The organism is Spirosoma migulaei (assembly GCF_054776855.1).
Genome location: NZ_BAAHBG010000029.1, coordinates 1 through 21,008, shown reverse-complemented (window position 1 = coordinate 21,008; position 21,008 = coordinate 1). Strand labels below are relative to the sequence as shown.

Below are 21,008 nucleotides of genomic sequence, written 5' to 3'. Positions count from 1 at the left end.
CTGAATTGTCTCTTCTCATTTTCACCCCTTTTGTCCACTTTTACTTGACGACGTACAACTTTACTTTACGCGTGCTACTGTGGCGCGAAAAAGCAATTCCGTTTTTTTTAAGATCATTTCTAAACACTGTTGCGGACAAAACAGGTCTGGTTGAGATAGACGGGGTTCAATGGCGTTTTCGTCACCAGTTGATTCAAGATGAATTATCGAAAAGCTATCTGAATACACAGAAAATCTGTCCAACAAAATAGCCCCGACGAGCGCCGAGGCTGTGAATCAAGCGTGCGTTTTTATTCTACTAAGAATGAGCCTTACAGCGATAGCCTTTTGACTTCTGAATGCGTTCTTCCTTCTGAAAATCACGGTCTCTATCGTCAATACCAGACCACTGTTCTAAAGGCGTATTAGCTAGTTTCTCCTTTGCTCTATCCCAGTTTGCCCGTCGGTGCAGGCAAAACGGCGGATCTGTGGCTTATAGATTGCACTACCGGTTTATTTATTCATAAGATAAAGAGCCTTTTATAAGACACTGATTTTTTTAATATCTTTTTCAACTTAATCAATTACATACGGGTATAGACCTTCCACTAACTTCGTTACTATTTTTGCAGTTGAAAAAAAGTGGGAGCGGCCGGTTACTACTCAGGCCCACCGAAATCTATGCAATCGTATTCAACCCCCAAAGACATTATTCGCCTGGAGCGAATGAATAAAACATTTACTAAATATCACTTAGGCGATGGCCGTGTACTACATCATTTTACGGCGGCCAATGACGAGCTGTTTCATGATCACCCATGGTCTTTTCGCACGACTATTTTATCGGGGGGGTACATTGAGGTAGTAGCCGAGCTAAAAGACAACGGGACGTTAGCCCTGACCACTCACAAGCGCCTACCGGGGACAACACACCAGGTCCAGGCGGGAACGATCCACAAGCTGAGTGGGCTCCTGAAAGGGGACTGCTGGACGATCATTGAACCCGGCAATCCGGAACGCAAATCGGGCTTCTATAAGGCAGATGAGGCAGGCGTCTGGCACCGGTTCTGGAACCAGCGAAAATGGCGGTTAAGGGTGGCGGTACCTGGTCCAGCCTAAAACACCAACGCCCCAAACCAACGTTTTTAGTATACTAACTTTTTAATACCTGTCTAGCTCAATCAGTCCTATACAGAGTGAACTGGTTTAAAAGGTCAAACCGTTGCAACAGTTGAATAGCCTATAAACGTAAAACGTAGAAAATCACGATAGCGGCCAAACAAACTGGATATAGCGCTGTATTAATAGCCAGTCCCCGTGCGTAAATGATACTGACGATAACTGGTTATTCGACTGCCCTATTTTCAACCTGGTATTTCGTTGAAGAGCTACGCCTATTACTCGACGCGGGCGATGGTATAGCCCCAACACTCTTACAGAAATCTCGCAAGATTGATCATATTTTCCTATCGCACGCTGACCGCGACCACGTAACAGGCCTGTTGCGCTTGAATGAACTAAACGCCCGCGACGGTTTTCCAGCCGTTTATTATCCAGCCGATGCGGAGTCAATTTCAGGCCTTGAAACCTTTTCAAAACAATTTGATGAGCGAGTCAAAAAAACGGTATGGCACCCGATTGGTGATCAGCAACACGTTCAGCTTCGTAAAGACTTATTTGTGCAATCGGCCCGCAACAATCATGTTGTAAAAGCACCACCGCATGAAGTAAAAAGCTTGGGCTATCAGATTTACGAAACAAAAAATAAGCTCAAATCAGCTTTCTTCGACCTATCAGGGGAAGATTTGCGGCAGTTAGCGGAAAAGGTTGGGCGGGAAAATCTGACAGATGAAATCAGGACAAACTTACTAGCTTATTCAGGCGACACACCAGCGGAGAAGTTTGATCAGTGGAATAACACGCAGATCTTGATTCATGAAGCGACCTTCCTAACCCGTGCCGAATTTGCTACCTTAGAAACGAACCGGAATCAACACAGCACGCTGGAAGATGTTTTGGCGGCTATTGGTGATATTAACATTGGAACGCTGATTCTGGGTCATTTCTCGTCGCGGTATTCTTCTGAAGAAATAGACGAGGCCATTCGTCGTTACTGCACCGCCTTTCACGTAACCATTCCGGTTCATCGGCTTCTACCGGGTCAAACGCATTGGGATATTTTGCGAAGCGATCCGATTAACTAAATGGATTCGTTATTGGCTGGTTGTAGCCGTACTGACCGCTGGCTAGTTGATGAAAAATTCACATTCTCCAGTTGGGCCGGCCTTGAAGCGGTCACGGCTCGATAATAAGTATCTCACGGAATGGAGCGAATAACGAGACAATTTAACAATTGATTAGAAAACCACTTGAATGTTTGAGTCAGTTCAAGCCCAAACTCAAACATTCAATAGAATATCGGCGATAAGTTCATCTACCCGAACTCTACGCTGTGGTTCACCCAGCATAGGTCTACGCTTTTAAGTTTCGGTGACGCGGCCTCCGAAGACTATAGCAAAGAACGATAAGGAACCCAGCAGAGTAAGTGTAGTGAGTGCCAGGATTATGTGTTTTTTGAGCAAGCTCATGGGGTGTTTGTTGGTAAGGGTGTTGTAGAGATTATCTCGTGACGGTCACTACGTAAGGCTTATCGTCGGTATCGAAACCGTTAATCATCAGGGTTGCGCCTTTGCTCCGGGCAAAAACAAGCCCGTCGATTTCACAAATAATTTCGCCATTTGCCTCCCCTAAGGTTATATCGCAATTTTGCTGTCTAGGAAGGGATTGCAATTTTTTTGGGTAATAGCAAACGCAACCTGCACAGAGTTGGCCGTTTCGCGACTAACCCTGACCTTTCCAGTGAGGTTGGTTTCACTGGCAGGGCGCGTTTGCCCATTCATCGTAAACGCCGAATAGGTGTAGGTCCCTGCCACCCGATCGGCCAGGTCGGCGGGTTGTGGATCAACGCTGCTCTTTTTACAGCTAGTGAATAAGGTGGTGCTAATGAGCAGCGCGAACCAAATGAAACGGAAGCGGATAATTGATTGCATGGTAAAGGTTGTTTTTGTGTTTGATGCAAAATTGGCCGGTGAAGTAGGCGAATCGAAATAGAGGCCGGTTAACTGGCAGAAGTAAGCACTGGGTTGAGGTTTGTGCGGAATGAATTGAGGAATAAGCCTGCATCAGCATCTGCATGGAGACATTAACAGTGTGTGGGCCGAATTCTCGAATACAAGCCTTTAGGATGCGCTATCGGATAGTAACAGGCGTATCGTACAATCCACGCAGCGATTACTGCAATTGGCTACACACAACTGGCAATTCAGTCAGAGCCCCATTTCAAGGCGTCATTGGCAAAGGCAGTTTTGCACATCGAAACGCTAAACCCTGCTTTGAAACAGGAACTTCTACTCATGAAATACGCTATTTGTTATTTACTCATGGCTGCAATCGTTACGCAATCGGCCTGTACCAATTCTACCGACAGCGCCATTGGCCCAGATGCAGCTATACCCCAGGAAGGCATTGTGAAAGGTCGCGTTGTCGACAATCAGGGTAAGCCTGTTGCCAATGCCGAAATTGTGGCCAGCAGCACAGACTGGTACAACAGGACTTCAACTGGTTATACCAATGCCAGCGGCAATTACCGTTTTCAAGTGCCGACGGGTGTTGCTGCCGGGTCATATACTGTCTCCGGAACGATAACGCTCAAGTATCAGGGCAAAAACTTCAAAATGGCCCTGTATGAGGAAGATACCCGGGTCTTTTCAGCGTATGACGGAGCCGTTCGTAACTTTGTATTTCGCCTGACGGGCAAGCGTACCGCCGATGATGGCGAAAACGACATGCCTCTCGGAGCTACTCTGGAGGTCCACCATCAGGTGAATAATGTTGTGTGGGAAAATCTGGAAATTACCCTCGAACCCGTTGGACCACTGGTGGACGGCAGCACGGGTAAGAAAATCGTTACGACCATGCCGGAGCACAGCTATCACATTAATGATATACCGCTAGGACAGTATAAAATCACCGCTCGTGATCGGGTAACCGGCGAGAAATTGGGCGTAACGATTAAAGATTCATTTAAGGATTATGCACCGTCGGTAACCGGTTTATTTGGTGAAAAAGATTTTGTCGGTGACACCCGTTACGAACTGCTCCTTTTAGTCAATACGCTATAATCAGTGCTTTTGGTCCATTAGTAGGATTCGCAAAAGTGCAGAATAATTGTGTTTTGATTTGCTTAAGGATGCAATTTCACATCTCACCAATCGCCCGAATTATAAATGCTCAAATCTCTCATCGTCTCAGTTTGGAGGGTATTTTGAGAATGCTCCCATGTGTAAATCAGAGGTTATATAAATGGTCCATGCTTACTTATAACCGGACAGCTTTTGTACGGTTTCGGACATCTATTTAATAGCTATTAGGATATGTTACTGAAAATTAATCAGTTACGGACTTGGCACTCTATTTGTTCAACAAGTACTAAAGAAATATGCCTTTTTAGCCTATCTGTCATGAGTCGAACCTACCTAGGGGAGTTTGAAGAGTTGGTCTTGCTCGCCGTGGCCTTGCTTCAACAACATCCCACTGGAGCCTATGGCGTCACCATTGCCGACGAACTCAAGCAACGTACCCAACGTACCACGTCCGTCACAGGAGTGCATGTGGTCTTATACCGCCTGGAGGAAAAAGGCCTCGTTGGCTCAGCCTTAGGTGGAGCTACCTTAGCCCGGGGTGGACGACGTAAACGCTTATTCACCCTGACGGCGGCTGGGCAGCAAGTACTGCGGGAGATGCGTCAACTGCGGATGGGATTTTGGGAGGCTTTACCCACCCCTTTCTTTTCATAACCGATGAACAAGTCTTTCTCCGCCCCAACACCTCAGCCTCAGCGCCCGCCCCGCTGGGCCGACCGCCTGCTCCGTTGGTTGACGCCCCCTGATCTGCTGGAAGAGTTGCAAGGAGATCTGCACGAGCAATTTGCCCAGCGGGTTGACCAAGTAGGCCCCAGTCGCGCTCGTTGGTGGTATGTCCTCGAAGCGCTGAAGGTCATTCGCCCCTATTATCTTCGGCGTCGAGTGGCCAGCCTGGCCAACCGGCAACAGGAGCCCTTCCTAAAGCAAGTGGCTACCACCCATCCTTACTTTACCCCTGAACACTCCTCACCATCTCTACTTCATCCGGATATGTTTCGCAACTATGTTAAAATCGCCTGGCGCACCCTTTGGAAAAACAAACTGTTTTCCCTAGTCAATATCCTGAGCTTGTCCCTGAGTATGGCCGTTGGCGTTATTCTGTTTACTGGTCTGAAAGCCACTTTTGATACCGACCATTTTCATCCAAAATTAAATCAGATCGTACGTATACTCACCCAGGAGACAACTGAGGGGGAACAAACCAACTGGTCAACCGCTCCCTTGCCCTTGGCGACTCAACTGGACAGCGTCTCCTTTGTTGAAAAAACGGTCAAACTACGTCTGGCCGGAAAACATAACCTGCAAACCGACAAGGGTGATGTACCCATTGACATAACATTTTCAGAGCCTTCTTTTTTTGATGTGTTTGGCTTTCAATTGATGTCAGGTACTGCACAAAGCCTGGCCAATAATTCCACCACTCTTTTTTTAACCCAAAAAACAGCCCAGAAACTATTTGGCAGTACCAATGTGGTAGGACATACGGTTCAAGTTGAAAAGTTAGGCTATTATACCGTTGGGGGAATAATTCAGGACCCGCCTTTAGAAACCCATCTGCCCATTGAGGCCATGTTATCCATTCGTGCTGCTGAACTGCTGGAAAAAAAAGGAGCCATCCCTATTAGTTCACAAGAGTGGGGAGGCTTCAAGAGTTCAGCCATTTATGCCCGTTTAAAATCAGACGGTAAGTTAGAGCAACTGAATGCAACGCTCCAGCACTATACTCGGAAATTGGCTAAGAGCACTCTTCAATTTTTGGCACAACCCATCGAAGAGATTACCCCGGGAAAAATCGATCTTAAAAATAATTCCCATGCGGGCACGAGTTGGGAAGACGTAAAAACGCAGCTATTCATCATTCTATCGTTAACCCTGTTAGCGGCTTTCAATTATATCAGTTTGGCCTTGGCACGTGCTTTCTCCCGGGCGCAAGAAGTGGGTGTTCGCAAAACCATAGGTGCAACAAGAGGACAAATTATCGGTCAATTTTTAATGGAATCGACCCTGGTTGCCCTGTTTGCTTTGGCCTTTACCGTGCCCTGTGTTACTCTTTTAGCCCACTATATACCCGATATGGATGATGTGACATTCTCCTGGGATATAACCTTACTAGTAGGCTTGATAACCTACGCCCTGATCACGGGCTTAGTAGCAGGAGCACTTCCGGCCTGGCTCTTGTCCGCGTTTGAGCCTATACAGGTTTTGCGTAAACTGAAGACTATAAAGCTGTTCCGGGGGGTTGCGGTTTACAAAGCGTTGATTGTCGTTCAATTTTCTGTGACCATCCTGTTTATGATATTGGTTGTCATCGTAGCCGATTATGATCGAAAAAACCAGGCAATCATCCGCTCAACCGTGCCATCCAATGTGCTAACACTGGATTTGAAAGGTGAAAACTATCAAATCATGCAAAATGAACTAAGTCAGCTTAGTCAGGTCGAAACGACGTTGGCCACCAACTGGTACTATGAACCCCTTAAACTGGGTAAAGATTCGGTAACGCTAAACGATAAAACACTGGCCATAAATTACGTAAGTATTGACCCACGCACCATTGACTCCGAAGGTATCCGCTTATTAGCTGGGCAAAATTTTCCTAAAACTATGCCCCAGCGTACGGAGCAATATGTGTTGGTGAATGAAGCTGCCGCCAACTTATTGGCCTCTAAATCGGAGACCCTAGTGGGGCAAACTCTTTTGCTGGACTCGGCCTCTGTCCAAGTCATTGGCATCCTACCCAATGAGCTTATTGGCCAACCACTCCCTTTACTCTATCGGTATTTGCCTAATGAAATAACCACCTTGACCATTAAGATAAAGCCAAGTGCAGAACTGGAAGCGACCAAGGCCATTCAATCGGTATGGAAAGACCATTTTCCCCAGAAAACGGCCAATCTGTATAATTTAAAAGCGTATCGTTATTCAGGAGAAATCAGTGGAGAACTGGAAATTTTTGGTGGCTCTGCCCTGATTGTAATGATCATCGCTGCTTTGGGCATTTTAGGCATCGCCAGTTACTCGGTAGAAACGCGCACGAAAGAACTGGGTATCAGAAAAATATTAGGCGCAAACAATCTAAAATTGGTGTGGATAGTTACCAGGAGTTTTAGCATTCTTATGCTCATTGCCGGCCTTATTGGTATTCCAGCGGGCTTGTTTTGTGGTAATTTACTACGAAAAGAAATGGGCAGTTATCTTGATTTGGGTCTTCTCAATATAAGCATAGCCTTTGGTTTGGTTGCCCTAATTGGGCTTCTGACTGTCCTCTCCCAAACCATTCGAGCGGGGCAAATTGAACCGGTAAACGTTTTAAAAGCCGAGTAAAAAAGCTAAAACTTCATTGGCGGGTTGGGACAATGGCGAGACCATTCATTCTGTAGGGAGACACCCTGACGAGACTGGAACGACCGATAACCAGTGGCGAGAAGAAGGACACTCGTTGCTAACAAAACGGTTCTGCAGTGGTGTAGTGTAAGCGATAAGTGTATAGAGTCAGCTGAAAATGTACAGATGAGGCCAAGCCTGGTAGGCTATGGCGGGTCGGAGCAGTGAAACGAGAAGAGGGCCTATTAGCTTACAGATTAGCTAAGCACTATTTCATGGATGTCCGTCGCTTAAAATGCCCGAATTTCGGACAGCCAATCTCTCATCGTCTCAGGTGAGAGCGTTTTCATGGGATTGAGACTTTCTTGTTCAAGTAGAGTCAGACGATCTCCCCGACATAAAATAGGGACGATTCAGAGATGACTTGGAAGCAAAAGTCAAATCAAGCTATTATCGTTGATTGGTAAAGCCCAATAAGATGTACTTAGCCAAGAGTTCGTCAGCAGGCGACTGTTGATTAAAATTGCCCCCCGTGATCACCGTGACCATGTTTTGCTCAGGCCAGATGTAGATCCGTTGGCCACCATTGCCTTGGGCGGCAAAGCCTTCGAAACGACGCCCACCCGCATTTAAATACTTTAGCCACCATAGGTAACCATAATTTACATTTTGTACCACTGAGTGTTTGGTTAACGAGGTGGTAACCCAGTCTTGTGAAATGAGTTGCCTGCCTTGCCACTGGCCCTTATTTAAATATAAAAGGCCAAACTTAGCCATATCCCGGGGACGCAACGAAAGCTGACAGTAGGTTTCAGCACTCGACGAATCAGGCTGAAAGTGCCAATCAAACTGGGTGATGCCCAAGGGAGCGAATAACGTTTGTTGGGCAAACTCAGGCAGGGATAACTTGGTCTGCTTTTCAACGATACGGCCTACCGTTATCGGATTACCGGAGCAATACATCCCTTTGCCTCCAGGTACATCACTCATGGGCAAATCCAACGTATATTTTACCCAGTCCGCTGAATAATCCATCTGGGTTTCATTACCCACTGCGTTCGCATTGGTAATGTCACAGTCTAAACCACTTTGGTTTGCCAATAAGTGGGCAATGGTGATGGCTCGTTTGGTATCCGAATTGTTGCTAACCTGGTATTCGGGAAAGAAGGGTAAGACCGGTTCATGCACACTTTTGATGAGCTCTTTATCAATGGCGATACCGGTTAAAGCGGAAATAAAGCTTTTGGTGGCTGAGCGGAGTTGATGGAGACGCTGTTGGTTGTATTCATAAAAATACTCTTCAACCACCAACCGACCATCTTTAATAATCAAAACAGAATGAATATTGGGATACGTGCCCTTAACAATTTGTTGAATCATCGTCGTTAGCAGGGTAGAATCTAAGCCCGATTGTTGAAGACCGCCCACCCTCAACCCGTCCTGTTGAGCGATAGGTGGGTGATAGCGATAGGATTGGTCGGATTGCCCTATCCGGGGATACCACATTTGGATGGGGAACCGCAGCGTATCACTGAGTTGGCGAAATTGTTGTTGGTTTACCCAATAGGTGATCACTTTCCCTTGTGGGTCTCGCTGAAAGCGGATGGTATCGTTACGTTGATTTCGAAATAGGTCATCGCCAATGGGATACAGGGGGTAGCGACTCTCGGCAATAATTGCATAGAGGAGCGAATCTCGGGGCGAAGCCGCTAGCTTGAGCGTGGTTCGATTTTGGTATTGGTAGAGTCCCTGGAACTCCTTAAGTTTTTGGTAAGATCGGAAGGAGAGTCGCTGGGCTTTGCAGGTCAGGGAAAGCAGGAGAAGCAGCGTAAGGAGTAAGCACTTATTCATAAGGGAGGTACTGAATGATGACTAGCGTTCATCTTGGGTATGGCAAGGACTGTACCAAGGCAAAAAAATGCCTTTAGCTGCCGCTATTGCTTTAATTAGGTTAGGCAGATGTCCACTGCCGGACATAACTGTCCGTTTTTAACTGATCAGGCCAGGGTCACCCAACCAAGTTGAAGGAGCTGCCAAGTGTGATGCGATTGGGCTAGTAGCTAGTGAGGCTGCTCTTTCGCTTCGTAGGCGCAGGATCCTATAGCTAGTTAGGGGACTTGAGAAGTAGTGATTCACCAATTCCGTGTCCTTGATGCCTCATCCACCCCTCTATTTGCTGCATTTCACAAAACGCCCCATTTACGAAGCAACCATTATTTTGTTTCTTGCCAAGCTAAGTAGCGGTAAACCGTCGCTCGGCTGAGATGAAACAACTGACCAATCTCTAAAATCGTATGGGTTTTAAGAGCATGCATGGACTTCACGGCTCGTGCTTTCACTTGGGCCTCGGCAGTAAGTCCTTTCGGCCGGCCGCCTATTCGTCCCCTGGCACGTGCTGCGGCCAAACCCGCTTTGGTACGTTCACGAATCAGATCGCGCTCAAACTCGGCTAGTGAAGCAAATAGGTTGAACACTAACCGACCTTGTGCGGTGGTGGTATCAATAGCATCATTCAGACTGCGAAATCCGATGCCTTTGCTTTGAAAGTCGTTGACCAGCGTAAAGAGCTCTTTTAGCGACCTGCCTAACCGGTCAAGCTTCCAAACGATAACTGTATCGTCTTTACGAAGGATCTCTAATAGCTTTTGTAGTTGGGGTCGCTCTTTGACAGCTGACACCTTTTCTTGAAAGATCTTTTGACAGCCAGCCTTTTTCAGGTCATCCAATTGCAGATTCAAGTTTTGATTTTGTCCGGGCCGCCGGTGCGGTTGAGACACGGGCGTAGCCAAATAACATAAAAGTATTCGAACAGCAGCAGCCAACCGTCGGTCAACCTGCCACAATAGTAGGCACTGATGTAGATCGTTTTTGAGGAGATGCGATTCGTGATTAGTTGGTTGCATCTCCTCAAATAACGGTCTGCCATCGCCACATTGAAGAAGCAGATTTATACAAAACTCCTCAGTTCCTTGTGAGGTGTTTTTGTGAGACGGTTCTATTTTGTGATGGTTGTTCGATCTGTACCGACTAACTCAAGATCCGCTACTCCACTTAAACCATTGTGTAAGGGTATCGACTAAAGGATACTGGTCTACAGCTCAATCTATGGCTCTTTTTCAGCTACGTCCTGTAAAGGAAGATAATAGCGCGTATGCCGTAGCTTTCCTTGCTTCTTTAAGGCACCGAGGTCAACCATTTCGGCTAGATCTCGGGTAGCTGTAGCTCTTGAGGTTTTTGTAATACGAATATAATTTTCAGCACTTAAGCCTCCTTTGAAGCCAGATAGTCCTTCTTGATATAAACGTAACGCTACTTTAGTTTGTCGATCATTTAACTGGGCACTGTAGGTTTCAAAGTACCGAGCCTTGTCGACAATAAAGGTTATCATTTCCTGAACATAGACTTGTGCTTCCAGAATCTTTTTGGAAAAATAGATCAGCCATTCCGTGATGTCCAACGAGGTGTTTGCCCGCTCTAAAGCCTGGTAATAGGCTTTTTTGTCTCGCTCGATCGTACTGGACAAGGAGGTAATTAAAGTTTGTCTGGCTCCGATGGCCAGTGCTTTTTCGGCAATGATACGGCCTATGCGTCCATTTCCATCCTCAAAGGGATGGATCAATTCAAAATATAAATGGGCTATCCCCGCATGAATAACTGTTGGTATTTGCGCTTCAGTTGCCCGATTAAACCAATTAATGTATTGATTCATCTCCACTTCTACACGATCGGATGGAGGAGCTTCATAGAATACCTTAGGCATGTCTAAACGACCTGATACGATTTGCATGGGGTCGGCATGGGTCCTGTAACCGCCAATCGTTTCTAGATCAATTCGGCCATTCATGATCATTTTATGCCACAAAAAAAGACGTTCCTGGGCAAGTGGCTCCTGATAGGTTTTGACTACGTCAACCATCATCTGAGCCACACCTATTTCTTTTGGCCCCGCTCTTCTCCCATCTGTTTGTAGGCCTAACTGTTTGCGAATCGATGACTGAACGGAGTCACGGTCTAAGATCTCTCCTTCAATTTTTGAGGTGTCAAGTGCTTCATTACTGAGTAAAGTAACCCGTAATTCATTGACTTCATCGGCAGAAACTGCAGCTAATGATCCGATGATCACCCCTGCATTCCGATGAAATTCTCTCTCAAAGTGAGTAAACTTTGTTAGATCAAATGTGAACTGTGGCCATTTCGGTAGCTGCCAAATCCATTTCATAAGTTATAGAAAAGAATCTATAGCTCAATATTAATAAATATATGAGTTATAGAAAAGAATCTATAACTCATATATTTATTTTCAACTTACAGTATGATACAAGCTCACTAAGTACTACGACTGTAATTTCAATTACACAGAATTTTGAGTAGGTTTCTACTTCGCTCTAAAAGGGCTCTTCAACATAAGATATGGTAAGCCGTCTCATTTAGGAGCCTTTTAGGAGACGATAAAGTTTTTAGTTACTGAAGTCAGGTCTGCACCCAACAGAATCGCCTACTAGCGGGCTGATCATCCCAACCACTAATACTGTAATCCTAAAACCTTGGCTACCCAACCCAGCGATTTGATGGCCACATCAGGTGGGCTTTTTGCAATAATCTCCCCTCGATAGTTGTTCATCAGAACACTCATATACAGCACCGTGCGTAGATTCATCCGAAACCGTTTCCGACCCTGATCGGTAAGCTTATCCAGTACTTTACAGGCATCCTCAAAATAGTTTTCCATCTTCAAGGCAGGCTGATGCGAATTCAAGACACGTACGATCTTATCGGTCGGGTTGCGAAAACAGTGGGTAACCCCTTTGGGAACCCAGAGGTGGTCTCCCTGGCTGGCGGCCATCCACCGATCCTCGATAAAGAACTCCATCTCACCCTCCAACACCTCATAGGTTTCGATGGCATCGGGGTGGACATGCACCAAGGGGTCCTTCATGTTACAACCTGGCAACAACTCCCAGTAAAGATCTAAGGACTCGCCTAGGGTGTCGGCACTGGCTTGTAAGACAGTAAACTTCATACCGATGGGGGTCATATCCAGGATTTGTCCTTTGGTAGCCATGCGGAGGGTTAAGGGTTTAAGTTGGTGAATGTAAACAATGAGTGGTAAAAAAAACCAGTTGCTTCCATCCATAATCTTGGGCTGTCCCGCTAGTTTATTCTTCTTTTAACTGTCCCATTTTTGGAGCAGATACATGAATACTCTGTCGTCTCAGGAGGGAGGGCTAACTAAGACTGATAATCGACAAGGAGTTAACCTGGAGTTCTCTATATTGATTCCCCTACTATAAATACCTGTTCAAAAGTCGATATACAATCGGTGGGTTGGTCAACAGCCAATGCCTGGCAATTGACCCCAGGGTGGATAGGGGTCTGTAAGCCAACGACTGTCTAGTTGGCAAGTGATCCCAGCCAGAAAATGTCATTTTGTCATTTTTTGATCCATTAAGTGAATGCCGCTGATCGTTGGCATACGGCTTGTTTAGGAGATTTTTGACAAAACTTTATGTCAAACCTTAAACCTCTTACAACGATGTCACTGGTTAAATTCAATGGAAACGGACAACTGCCCTCTCTACTGGATGAATTCATGGGCAGAGACATGGACGAGTTATTTAACTTCAACCGCAACTGGCCCGGCATTACCCGCTCTCAGGTCGGAACGCTAGTGCCCGCGGTCAACATCAAGGAAGATGCGGAAGGCTACCAGATCGATGTAGCTGCCCCCGGCCTGAAGAAAGAGCACTTTAATCTGAGTCTGCATAATGGGAAGCTGACGGTCTCGACCCAGCAGCAAGATCAGCAGGAAGAGAAAAATGAGCAGGGTCAATACACCAAACGCGAGTTCAGTTATCATGCCTTCTCGCGCTCATTCTGGCTACCTGACTCATGCGATCAAGAGCAGATCCAGGCCCGCTATGAGGATGGTATTTTGCACATTGTGTTGCCTAAGAAGGAAGAAGCCAAACCCAAGGCACCGACTCAAATCCAAATTAACTAACGAGTGTTAGGCTTACTCTTGAGAAGGTGGTGACATGTGATGTCACCACCTTCTTTTTTACCTTATTTTAAATTGTGCTATTCTGAGGTGTGTCTGCTACGGATTAGCATGGGTAGCTATGAAAACTAGCTTTATACTTAAAAGAGCGTTTAATTAAGAATTTACACCCCCAATTATGCTGACCAGCCAAAATACCATACAGAACTAAAAAACACGGGTCAGCCACTAGCCCTTTGTTCCGTTTTACAGGCCAAGTTGTACCGGATAGGTGTAGATCGGGCATGTCAGATTTATATTGGTTTAGCCACTGGATAAACATCACTATTTTCTAAGTACATTTGGTGAACCACTATCATTGGAATGTATTTTATGACCGCTACCAAAAACTCTACACAGGCCTTTAAACTCTTTTTTCTGGCTCTGGCAGGCCTATTCATGACAGGTGTTGCCCTGGCACAAACTCCTGGCACGGCCATTACGCTAGGGGGTAAAACTATTCATACCGTGGGGAAACTACCCGCCCTGGGAACACCGATAAAAGAGGTCACCTTGACCGGTGTTGATCTAAAGGATAATTCGTTAGCGGAGTACAAAGGCAAATACGTAATCATGAATATTTTTCCCAGTGTGAACACCGGGGTTTGTTCCAAATCGGTACGCAAATTTAATGAGGATGCGGCTGGGCTAAAAAACACCACCGTGCTGTGTATTTCCAAAGATCTGCCGTTTGCCCAGAAAGCGTTTTGTGGGGCGGAAGGCATTAAAAATGTGGTGATGCTGTCGGATTTCAGAACTGATTTTGGGAATTCTTTCGGGGTACAAATTGCCGACGGGCCGATGAAAGGTCTGTTAAGTCGTGCGGTCATCGTGGTGAATCCCGACGGAAAAATTATCTACGAACAGCAGGTGCCGGAAATCGGACAAGAGCCGGATTACGCTGCCGCACTGGCAGTCATTAAGTAGCGTTTATATGGAAAAAAGAGCCAATGGCTTCCGATCAGAGAGACGCTCAAGACTCCGTTCAAATCGTGACGAACACCACCAATTTCACGCATTAATCACCCGAATGCTTGGATGATCGGCCAGGATGGCCATGATACTGTCAAAATACGTCTCTCCGGAGCCAGCCTCCAGCGCTTCTAACTTTTTGGCAAACAGCTTTTTGTTATAGGGCGAGTCAGGCCTGAGCTTATCCTGATAGTAAGCTCGTGTGGCCTGATAGCCCAAAGCGTTCCGACTATGATCTATGCAGTGCCAAACAAGTTCAACTGATTGGACGCCTTGCAGTCCTCCATAGCTCCCATACAGTAAATCATTAAAGGCGTCGAGGCTCTGACCGATCCGCCAGCTTTCGTCGACCATCAATACCCTATTGATCTCCTCATAAAAGGAGGCAATGTCACTGATTGCGTTTCCGTCGATCTCGATCCGTTTGACCATCGTTCAATGCTGGACCTGTGCATAACCAAGATACAGTTAAATTAACTTGTTTTAATTGACGTTGATGCCGCCACATTGACATTAAATCTTGATGCTACATATATGGCCTAGGGACAATAAATATCCCAGGATGGGTTGGTAGCAGAAAATGCCCAATAAAAGGAGCAGACACATGAATATTCCTTAGTCTCAATTATGAGCGTTTTACGATACACTAGCTTTTTAATATTTGTTAAACACAAACAGTCACATATACCTTACCATTTTGACTACAAGATACACCACTTTCACTACAGCCGGTCAGCGTTAGCGCAAGAGCTTTGTCACTCCAAAATTGACGAGAAGAGATGACAAAGACCATTTTTATTACGGGCGCTTCGGCTGGAATAGGTAAGGCAACAGCAAAACTGTTTGCGGCCAAAGGTTGGCATGTGATCGCGACCATGCGCAAACCCGAAAACGAAAAAGAACTCAACAAGCTAGACAATGTAACGCTGCTTCCACTGGATGTTACCGATAGGAAACAGATTAATGAAACAGTACAAAAGGCGCTGGCGCTGGGCCTTGTAGATGTGGTGTTCAACAATGCCGGTTATGCGGTGCTGGGTGCCCTGGAAGCCATCAGCGATGAGGAGATCGTTCGGCAGATGGATACCAATTTCCTGGGCGTCGTTCGGGTAACGCAGGCGTTTATTCCCTACTTCCGGGAGCAGAAAGCCGGCTTATTTATCACCACCGGGTCTTCGGCTGGTTTGATGGGTTTTCCCGTCAGCTCCATGTACGATGCCAGCAAGTGGGCCCTGGAAGGCTGGAGCGAAAGCCTGTCGTTTGAGTTGAATGAATTTGGGATTGGTATTAAAACCATCGAGCCTGGCCTGGTGGCTACCGAGATAGGCGATCGGTCCGTTTTTGCGGCTCACCCGGCTTACCAACCAATCATGAATAAATTTATGGCGATGATAACGCCCGACAAAGCCGTGTCTACAGCCGGGCAAATTGCCGAAGTGGTCTATGGAGCGGCTACGGATGGCACAACCACCTTACGCTATGTATGTGGCGAAGACGCAAAAGCCCTGTACGCCCGGCGTCTTGCTGTAGGCGATGAGGTGTTTAGAGAAGGGTTGAAACAAATGCTTGCCGACGCCTAAGCGTCATGTCAGGAATTGCATGCCGGTACATTGCGTTAACAGCGTGTACCGGCATTAACCGGATAGAACGATGAAAGCAGACCATAAACAAAAACCGCGCATCTACCAGTCTATCAGCGATATGCAACGGGCTTTTGGCTTACCCAAGCCCCTGCATCCGCTGATCAGCCTGCTGGATTACAGCCAGGTGCAAATTACCCCGGAGATGCTGGCACCTCCCTTCGTTATGGACTTCTACAACATTACCTACAACGAATCGGCGGGTTGCAAAATGCGATACGGGCAAACTACGTACGATTTTGATGAAGGCGGTATGTTTTTTACATCACCCGGTCAACCCTTAACAGGCCTGCAAACAGCAGAGTCCAGTTCAGGTTTCACCTTGTTGGTCCATCCCGATTTTTTATGGAACTACCCGTTAGCGACTAAGATCAAGAACTACGGTTTTTTCTCGTATTCAGTCACGGAATCGCTACACCTCTCGGATAAAGAAAAAACCATTATTACCGCTATGGCAAAGAATATCGGCGACGAGTTGGAAACAGCTATCGACGATCTCAGTCAGGATGTATTGATCGCGCAACTAGAGCTCCTGTTAAACTACAGTCAGCGATTCTACCAACGCCAGTTTAGAACCCGTAAACCGATCAATAATGCGTTGCTGGAAAAGGTAGATAGGTTGCTGCATACCTATTTTACCAAGGAGACTGCCTTGCTGAGAGGATTGCCAACTGTTCAGTTTCTTTCGGATGAATTACAGGTTTCGCCCCGCTATTTAAGTGACCTGTTGCGCTCGCTCACCGGACAGAATACGCAGCAGTACATTCACCATAAACTCATCGAGAAAGCCAAGGAAGTGTTGACGATCAGCAACCTGACTGTAGGCGAAATCGCGTATCAGTTGGGATTCGAACACCCGCAGTCATTTAGCAAATTATTTAAGTTAAAAACCAATCTGTCTCCGCTGGAATTCCGTCAGTCGTTTAATTGACAGCGCTTAAGCGATTAACTTTAAAAAATTAATCACACCTTTTAATCCGTCAAAGGGTAGTTGTAGCCTATGCCTTGGGCGTAACTCCCTCGCTAATTCATAAAGACTACCTGATGGTTAACTTCAGGGGATTTTCAATTGTATGAATGGCTCGCTGTTCAATTCGGTTTGCCATTGTTTTGCCCATCTGGGTAAAATCAGTCGATAAGGTCGTGATGCCTGCCCCCTCGTCTCATTTAGGAGCGTTATTGTGAGACACTAACTTCTAAATATCTGTCCAATCTAATCGGTCGTATACGGTTACTTTTTCACTGAATACACTACTCTTCCTGTACCCGGCAATCCATCCGAACTTATGCCTTCTGCCACCGCCTGAATCGTCAATGCCTTATCGGTGTTGTAAAACGTTACAGTTGCCTTACCATGAGCATCAGTTTGTAGAGATGGATTCCAATACAGGGTAGCCCGACCATCTGCCGGAGTCGTGTCGGTGGTCGAATTAGCGTACTGGGGGGAGTAAAACTCCCGACTAACCGTGTAACCGGCAATCTTACTGATAGCCTGATTGGGTTGTGCTTCGCCGTCTCCACCCCGCCGGGTGAGAATATTAATGACCCCACCGCGAGCCCGTACGCCAAAGATGGCGTAGGTAGCCGGATTTTTTAATACATCAATCGCTTCCACATCGTTGGGATTGATGGTTGCCAGAACGGTATTATCAATTAGTGCCCCATCCATCATCACCGCAGCTGGCTCGTTCCGGATACTGATCGAACCCGAGCCATCCCCATTCATAAAAACGGTAACGCCCGCTACCTGGCCCTGAATCATGCGCAAAACCGTGGGCATCGAACGCATCTGATCGGTGGCGACTACCGTTGCGTCCGCAGTCCCGTACATGATACGACGATAATCACTCCGACTATCCGTTACCTTTCGAGCCTTCACGTTAACGGCCTGTAGTAACCGCCCGCCCCTTTCACGTCTTTGTCTGGCTACCGCCTGCGTCTCCAGAGCCTGATTGATTCGGGCCTGCTGATCAGCTACGCCACGAACCGATAAGGAAGGTAGGGACACCAGGTCAGGTACAGTCTGTTCCTCCAATGAGAGACGAATCGACCGATTCGTGAGGTGACGGATAATGACGGTCGCCGTATCGGAAAACAACAGATTCCCGATCGAAAACCGGCCCTCCTTATCCGTCCTGATGTCCATCGGCACCAAACGCTGGCTGGTTCTGATAATACCTGTTAACGAAGCTTCACGAGCTGGTTGCTTATCATCCCCATAGCGTACCTGACCGCCAATCGATAAGCCTGTTTCCAGGCCGTAACTCGGACGAGCGGTACTATCGCTCAAGAGGGCTTGCCAACTAAAGCGTCGCCAACCGTGCGTCATCATCACATAATCCAGATACTGCCGGACGTGGTCGTCCATCGACTCGAAATAATAGTCCGGGGCCTCGATGTGGCCCCGTAAATCGGAGGTAAGTAACAGGTAACTCCGCAGGGTAGCCGCTCCCGGCTCCAGTTCTACAGCCTGCTTGGTGTCAGTAACGGCTAGCGAAAGTTTGGTTGCAATGGGTTGTCCCGATGCATCACTAACCAGAAAGTTGAGCGTCATGGCTTGCCGGGGGCGATACGTGTCTTTGTCGGGCTGGATTTGAATGCGTAATGCTCGATGCTGATTAATAAAGGCCAGCCGCTCGGCCACCGGGTGATTATCGGCATCAAACAGCGTCAAGTGTAAAATCCCATCCTGCCGAATCGAGTCATACGGAATGGCCACCAGCAGATCCGTTTTGGTGGCATCTAACTGGGCCTGATAACAAATATGCCCCCGCATATGCGCAAATAAGGTTAATTGCCCCATTTCGGGCTGATTATTCCGAATCAACGCGCGTAGTGCCTGCGGATTGGTTAGGTTATCGACGGCCAATGCATAGCCCGTAGGTAAGGCCTCTGGCAGCTCTACCGGGAGTATCGGACCATCGGCAGAGGTGGCCAATACGCGATAATGCTGACCGGGCTGGGGCGTAAGGGTGAATGTACCCATGCCCCGGTGCAGGCTTTGAAAATCGCTTAACGTATCCCCTTTTTGATTGGTGACCACACCCTTTATCGCTAAACTTCGGCCCTGGCCATCGAGTGCCTGAAACGCTACCCGTGCCGGCAGTCCTTCGACTAAGTTGCCGCCTTCGGGGAACAGACGTAACGTCAGCCCGACTGACGGAGTCAATGCAGTGGCAACCGGAAAGGCCGTTGCGGACTCAATCCGAATACGTTTTCGAAACAGGAATTCATCACCCGCGTTCCGCATCCAGTTCGTGTAGGCCAGGAGTTGATAAGTACCACTCGGGAGTGATGCGGGTAAGGTGATGTTACCAGGGGCTTGCCCTGTGCTGTCAAGACGGAGCCGTTGACTAACCTGACGTGTGCCGGTCGAATCAACCAGATTGACGTACAGCGTCTGGCTGAGAGCGCCGGATTTATGCTCGGTAGCCTCAACCACATACGCCTTAAACCAAAGGGTATCGCCCGCTACATAGTGCACCCGGTCGGTATGCAAATACGCTTTCTCGGCATACGAAGCAATTTTAGTAGTGGGGATTGCCTGTATTAAATCGTTCCCGTTGGGAGTAATCACTGCATCCGATGGCGTAGGTTGCCAGTCGGCGGGAAGTAGCGTCGACAGCCGATCCTGGGCTAAAGCGCCTTGCATCTGCACACCATTGGGCACGGTTATCCAGCCATTGGTGTGCATCTGCATTGAACCCGTGGGTAGTTTTATTCGGGTGTATGCATAGGGTGCATCGCGGTAGGGCGAGTAGGGGGATAGCGCTTTGGTGTATAAAACAATGAGGGGCTTGTTTAGCACGAGCATGCGTTCAAAGGGCAACTGGCCCGGCTGAATTAGGTCCGGTTGGCGAATGGGTCGTAGCTTTTGATCGATGGCTTGTTTTAAGGTAACGGAAGCATTTGCTTTGTCAGTGGACAGGGTAGAATCCAGTTCTTCATACACTAAAAAGTGCTGTTGCTGGTAGTCTCCGGCGATTAAACTGGTCATCAGATGCCGGGTTGAGCCTAGGTAGGCCCGCATCCGGTTCCGCTGAAATCGTTTTTCCTGCCGCTTATTCTTCTGGTCAATCTCTTCAAACCGGGCCGAGCCGCTGTAGTACACCTGCCTCGTTTGCCCATCGAAATAGGTTAGGTCGAACCAGAGTTGATAACCTAATGCCTGATTCTGAATTCGGAGCGGTTCCGTGGCTACGGCTTTCAGGTGCCCGTTATCCTCTTTGAACTGTAGCACATCCGGATTGAGTAATACGCACTGGCTGCCAAAAGGGTCGCCGAATAGTTGCGTCTTAAATTGTTGAAGCTGCCGTTGCCACACCTTTTCGTTTCGCTTAGCCGTTACCGTTACACCGGCCAACGTTTGATCGCCGGGCTTCAACCGCAAGCTTATCGGGGTAACCTGATTACCAATCAACCGCAATGGTTGGCGGGTCGTTTGAAACCCCACAAATGAAGCCACCAGCTCTACGGTGCCCAACGGTACATTGATCAGTACAAAGTTTCCTTTCGTGTCGCTAACGGTACCGTTTGTACTGTTGTTGAGATAAACATTGGCAAACGGCATTGGCTCGCCCGTAGCGGCATTGCGGACGTTGCCGGTGAGGGTAGTAGTGCTTTGTGCCAATACGCCAGGTGCCCTGCCAGCTATCAGGCTACTAATCAGGCCAATTACAACAAGCACACGAGTCACCCTGGACATGGTTGATTTATTCATTCAATTATTTCGCCTTTGTTTGATGAGCCATTTTAACAGGGTTGTGCCTGTTAAGCCCATACACAAGAGTGTAAAGTTGTACGTCGTCAAGTAAAAGTGGACAAAAGGGGTGAAAATGAGAAGAGACAATTCAG

Annotated in this window: 17 protein-coding genes; 10 read left to right on the top strand and 7 right to left on the bottom strand. The window is 47.3% G+C overall.

The window, feature by feature from the left end; translation table 11 throughout:
* The 3 genes from ACYVGO_RS28830 to ACYVGO_RS28820 form a co-directional block, all read left to right on the top strand.
* Nucleotides 1-251, top strand: a 251-nt coding sequence (locus ACYVGO_RS28830) for a hypothetical protein (RefSeq protein ID WP_460972240.1), incomplete at its 5' end; no start/stop codon positions are given.
* A gap of 409 nt (nucleotides 252-660) precedes the next feature.
* Nucleotides 661-1,098 carry a hypothetical protein gene (locus tag ACYVGO_RS28825; RefSeq protein WP_460972239.1) on the top strand — a complete coding sequence of 146 codons (438 nt, stop codon included), beginning with the start codon at nucleotides 661-663 and terminating at the stop codon, nucleotides 1,096-1,098.
* Nucleotides 1,099-1,304: 206 nt separating this feature from the next.
* Entirely contained in the window at nucleotides 1,305-2,183 is an 879-nt protein-coding gene (locus tag ACYVGO_RS28820) for an MBL fold metallo-hydrolase (protein WP_460972238.1), read from the top strand.
* A 549-nt stretch (nucleotides 2,184-2,732) separates the two neighbouring features.
* Here the strand turns inward: ACYVGO_RS28820 and ACYVGO_RS28815 are convergent.
* The gene (locus ACYVGO_RS28815; protein WP_460972237.1) at nucleotides 2,733-3,029 is read right to left on the bottom strand and encodes a hypothetical protein; all 297 of its coding nucleotides are present in this window, start codon (nucleotides 3,027-3,029) and stop codon (nucleotides 2,733-2,735) included.
* Nucleotides 3,030-3,419: 390 nt separating this feature from the next.
* Between ACYVGO_RS28815 and ACYVGO_RS28810 the strand changes: the two genes are divergently transcribed.
* The 3 genes from ACYVGO_RS28810 (at nucleotide 3,420) to ACYVGO_RS28800 (ending at nucleotide 7,505) form a co-directional block, all read left to right on the top strand.
* On the top strand, nucleotides 3,420-4,160 hold the full coding sequence (locus tag ACYVGO_RS28810; protein ID WP_460972236.1) for a carboxypeptidase-like regulatory domain-containing protein: 741 nt from the start codon (nucleotides 3,420-3,422) through the stop codon (nucleotides 4,158-4,160).
* 339 nt (nucleotides 4,161-4,499) lie between these two features.
* Nucleotides 4,500-4,835, top strand: a complete 336-nt coding sequence (locus ACYVGO_RS28805; protein WP_460972235.1) for a PadR family transcriptional regulator — start codon at nucleotides 4,500-4,502, stop codon at nucleotides 4,833-4,835.
* Nucleotides 4,836-4,838: 3 nt separating this feature from the next.
* Nucleotides 4,839-7,505, top strand: coding sequence for a permease prefix domain 2-containing transporter (locus tag ACYVGO_RS28800; RefSeq protein WP_460972234.1), 2,667 nt, complete (start codon nucleotides 4,839-4,841; stop codon nucleotides 7,503-7,505).
* 450 nt (nucleotides 7,506-7,955) lie between these two features.
* Here ACYVGO_RS28800 and ACYVGO_RS28795 read toward each other — a convergent pair whose 3' ends face one another.
* The 4 genes from ACYVGO_RS28795 to ACYVGO_RS28780 all read right to left on the bottom strand — a co-directional run bounded on the left by ACYVGO_RS28795 (nucleotide 7,956) and on the right by ACYVGO_RS28780 (nucleotide 12,639).
* Nucleotides 7,956-9,356, bottom strand: coding sequence for a serine hydrolase domain-containing protein (locus ACYVGO_RS28795; RefSeq protein ID WP_460972233.1), 1,401 nt, complete (start codon nucleotides 9,354-9,356; stop codon nucleotides 7,956-7,958).
* Between the two features lie 362 nt (nucleotides 9,357-9,718).
* Complete coding sequence (locus ACYVGO_RS28790; RefSeq protein WP_460972232.1) at nucleotides 9,719-10,243, bottom strand: recombinase family protein; 525 nt, start codon at nucleotides 10,241-10,243, stop codon at nucleotides 9,719-9,721.
* Nucleotides 10,244-10,608: 365 nt separating this feature from the next.
* Nucleotides 10,609-11,724 (bottom strand): Fic family protein, encoded by a 1,116-nt coding sequence (locus ACYVGO_RS28785; protein ID WP_460972231.1) that lies wholly within the window; start codon nucleotides 11,722-11,724, stop codon nucleotides 10,609-10,611.
* Nucleotides 11,725-12,027: 303 nt separating this feature from the next.
* Nucleotides 12,028-12,639, bottom strand: coding sequence for a cupin domain-containing protein (locus tag ACYVGO_RS28780; RefSeq protein WP_460972230.1), 612 nt, complete (start codon nucleotides 12,637-12,639; stop codon nucleotides 12,028-12,030).
* A 399-nt stretch (nucleotides 12,640-13,038) separates the two neighbouring features.
* Here ACYVGO_RS28780 and ACYVGO_RS28775 point away from each other — a divergent pair, with 399 nt between their 5' ends.
* Nucleotides 13,039-13,506, top strand: coding sequence for an Hsp20/alpha crystallin family protein (locus ACYVGO_RS28775; RefSeq protein ID WP_460972229.1), 468 nt, complete (start codon nucleotides 13,039-13,041; stop codon nucleotides 13,504-13,506).
* Between the two features lie 369 nt (nucleotides 13,507-13,875).
* Nucleotides 13,876-14,469, top strand: a complete 594-nt coding sequence (gene tpx / locus ACYVGO_RS28770; RefSeq protein ID WP_460972228.1) for a thiol peroxidase — start codon at nucleotides 13,876-13,878, stop codon at nucleotides 14,467-14,469.
* An 84-nt stretch (nucleotides 14,470-14,553) separates the two neighbouring features.
* On the opposite strand, the gene ACYVGO_RS28765 is transcribed toward tpx, so the two are convergent.
* A complete protein-coding gene (locus ACYVGO_RS28765; protein ID WP_460972227.1) occupies nucleotides 14,554-14,946 on the bottom strand; it encodes a barstar family protein in 393 nt (130 codons plus the stop codon).
* 347 nt (nucleotides 14,947-15,293) lie between these two features.
* On the opposite strand from ACYVGO_RS28765, the gene ACYVGO_RS28760 reads away from it, so the two are divergent.
* Complete coding sequence (locus tag ACYVGO_RS28760) at nucleotides 15,294-16,094, top strand: SDR family oxidoreductase (protein WP_460972226.1); 801 nt, start codon at nucleotides 15,294-15,296, stop codon at nucleotides 16,092-16,094.
* A gap of 70 nt (nucleotides 16,095-16,164) precedes the next feature.
* Nucleotides 16,165-17,085 (top strand): helix-turn-helix domain-containing protein, encoded by a 921-nt coding sequence (locus ACYVGO_RS28755; protein ID WP_460972225.1) that lies wholly within the window; start codon nucleotides 16,165-16,167, stop codon nucleotides 17,083-17,085.
* A gap of 300 nt (nucleotides 17,086-17,385) precedes the next feature.
* Here ACYVGO_RS28755 and ACYVGO_RS28750 read toward each other — a convergent pair whose 3' ends face one another.
* Nucleotides 17,386-20,859: a carboxypeptidase-like regulatory domain-containing protein gene (locus ACYVGO_RS28750; protein ID WP_460972224.1), complete on the bottom strand. Its 3,474-nt coding sequence runs from the start codon at nucleotides 20,857-20,859 to the stop codon at nucleotides 17,386-17,388.
* Between the last annotated feature and the right edge of the window lie 149 nt (nucleotides 20,860-21,008).

What these genes read in the sequence shown, in the direction of transcription:
- ACYVGO_RS28775 (WP_460972229.1), top strand. Translation starts at nt 13,039, where the DNA reads ATGTCACTGGTTAAATTCAATGGAAACGGACAACTGCCCTCTCTACTG.
- ACYVGO_RS28820 (WP_460972238.1), top strand. Translation starts at nt 1,305, where the DNA reads ATGATACTGACGATAACTGGTTATTCGACTGCCCTATTTTCAACCTGG.
- ACYVGO_RS28785 (WP_460972231.1), bottom strand. Translation starts at nt 11,724, where the DNA reads ATGAAATGGATTTGGCAGCTACCGAAATGGCCACAGTTCACATTTGAT.
- ACYVGO_RS28825 (WP_460972239.1), top strand. Translation starts at nt 661, where the DNA reads ATGCAATCGTATTCAACCCCCAAAGACATTATTCGCCTGGAGCGAATG.
- ACYVGO_RS28810 (WP_460972236.1), top strand. Translation starts at nt 3,420, where the DNA reads ATGGCTGCAATCGTTACGCAATCGGCCTGTACCAATTCTACCGACAGC.
- ACYVGO_RS28755 (WP_460972225.1), top strand. Translation starts at nt 16,165, where the DNA reads ATGAAAGCAGACCATAAACAAAAACCGCGCATCTACCAGTCTATCAGC.
- ACYVGO_RS28795 (WP_460972233.1), bottom strand. Translation starts at nt 9,356, where the DNA reads ATGAATAAGTGCTTACTCCTTACGCTGCTTCTCCTGCTTTCCCTGACC.
- tpx (WP_460972228.1), top strand. Translation starts at nt 13,876, where the DNA reads ATGACCGCTACCAAAAACTCTACACAGGCCTTTAAACTCTTTTTTCTG.
- ACYVGO_RS28750 (WP_460972224.1), bottom strand. Translation starts at nt 20,859, where the DNA reads ATGTCCAGGGTGACTCGTGTGCTTGTTGTAATTGGCCTGATTAGTAGC.
- ACYVGO_RS28765 (WP_460972227.1), bottom strand. Translation starts at nt 14,946, where the DNA reads ATGGTCAAACGGATCGAGATCGACGGAAACGCAATCAGTGACATTGCC.
- ACYVGO_RS28780 (WP_460972230.1), bottom strand. Translation starts at nt 12,639, where the DNA reads ATGGATGGAAGCAACTGGTTTTTTTTACCACTCATTGTTTACATTCAC.
- ACYVGO_RS28815 (WP_460972237.1), bottom strand. Translation starts at nt 3,029, where the DNA reads ATGCAATCAATTATCCGCTTCCGTTTCATTTGGTTCGCGCTGCTCATT.
- ACYVGO_RS28805 (WP_460972235.1), top strand. Translation starts at nt 4,500, where the DNA reads ATGAGTCGAACCTACCTAGGGGAGTTTGAAGAGTTGGTCTTGCTCGCC.
- ACYVGO_RS28760 (WP_460972226.1), top strand. Translation starts at nt 15,294, where the DNA reads ATGACAAAGACCATTTTTATTACGGGCGCTTCGGCTGGAATAGGTAAG.
- ACYVGO_RS28800 (WP_460972234.1), top strand. Translation starts at nt 4,839, where the DNA reads ATGAACAAGTCTTTCTCCGCCCCAACACCTCAGCCTCAGCGCCCGCCC.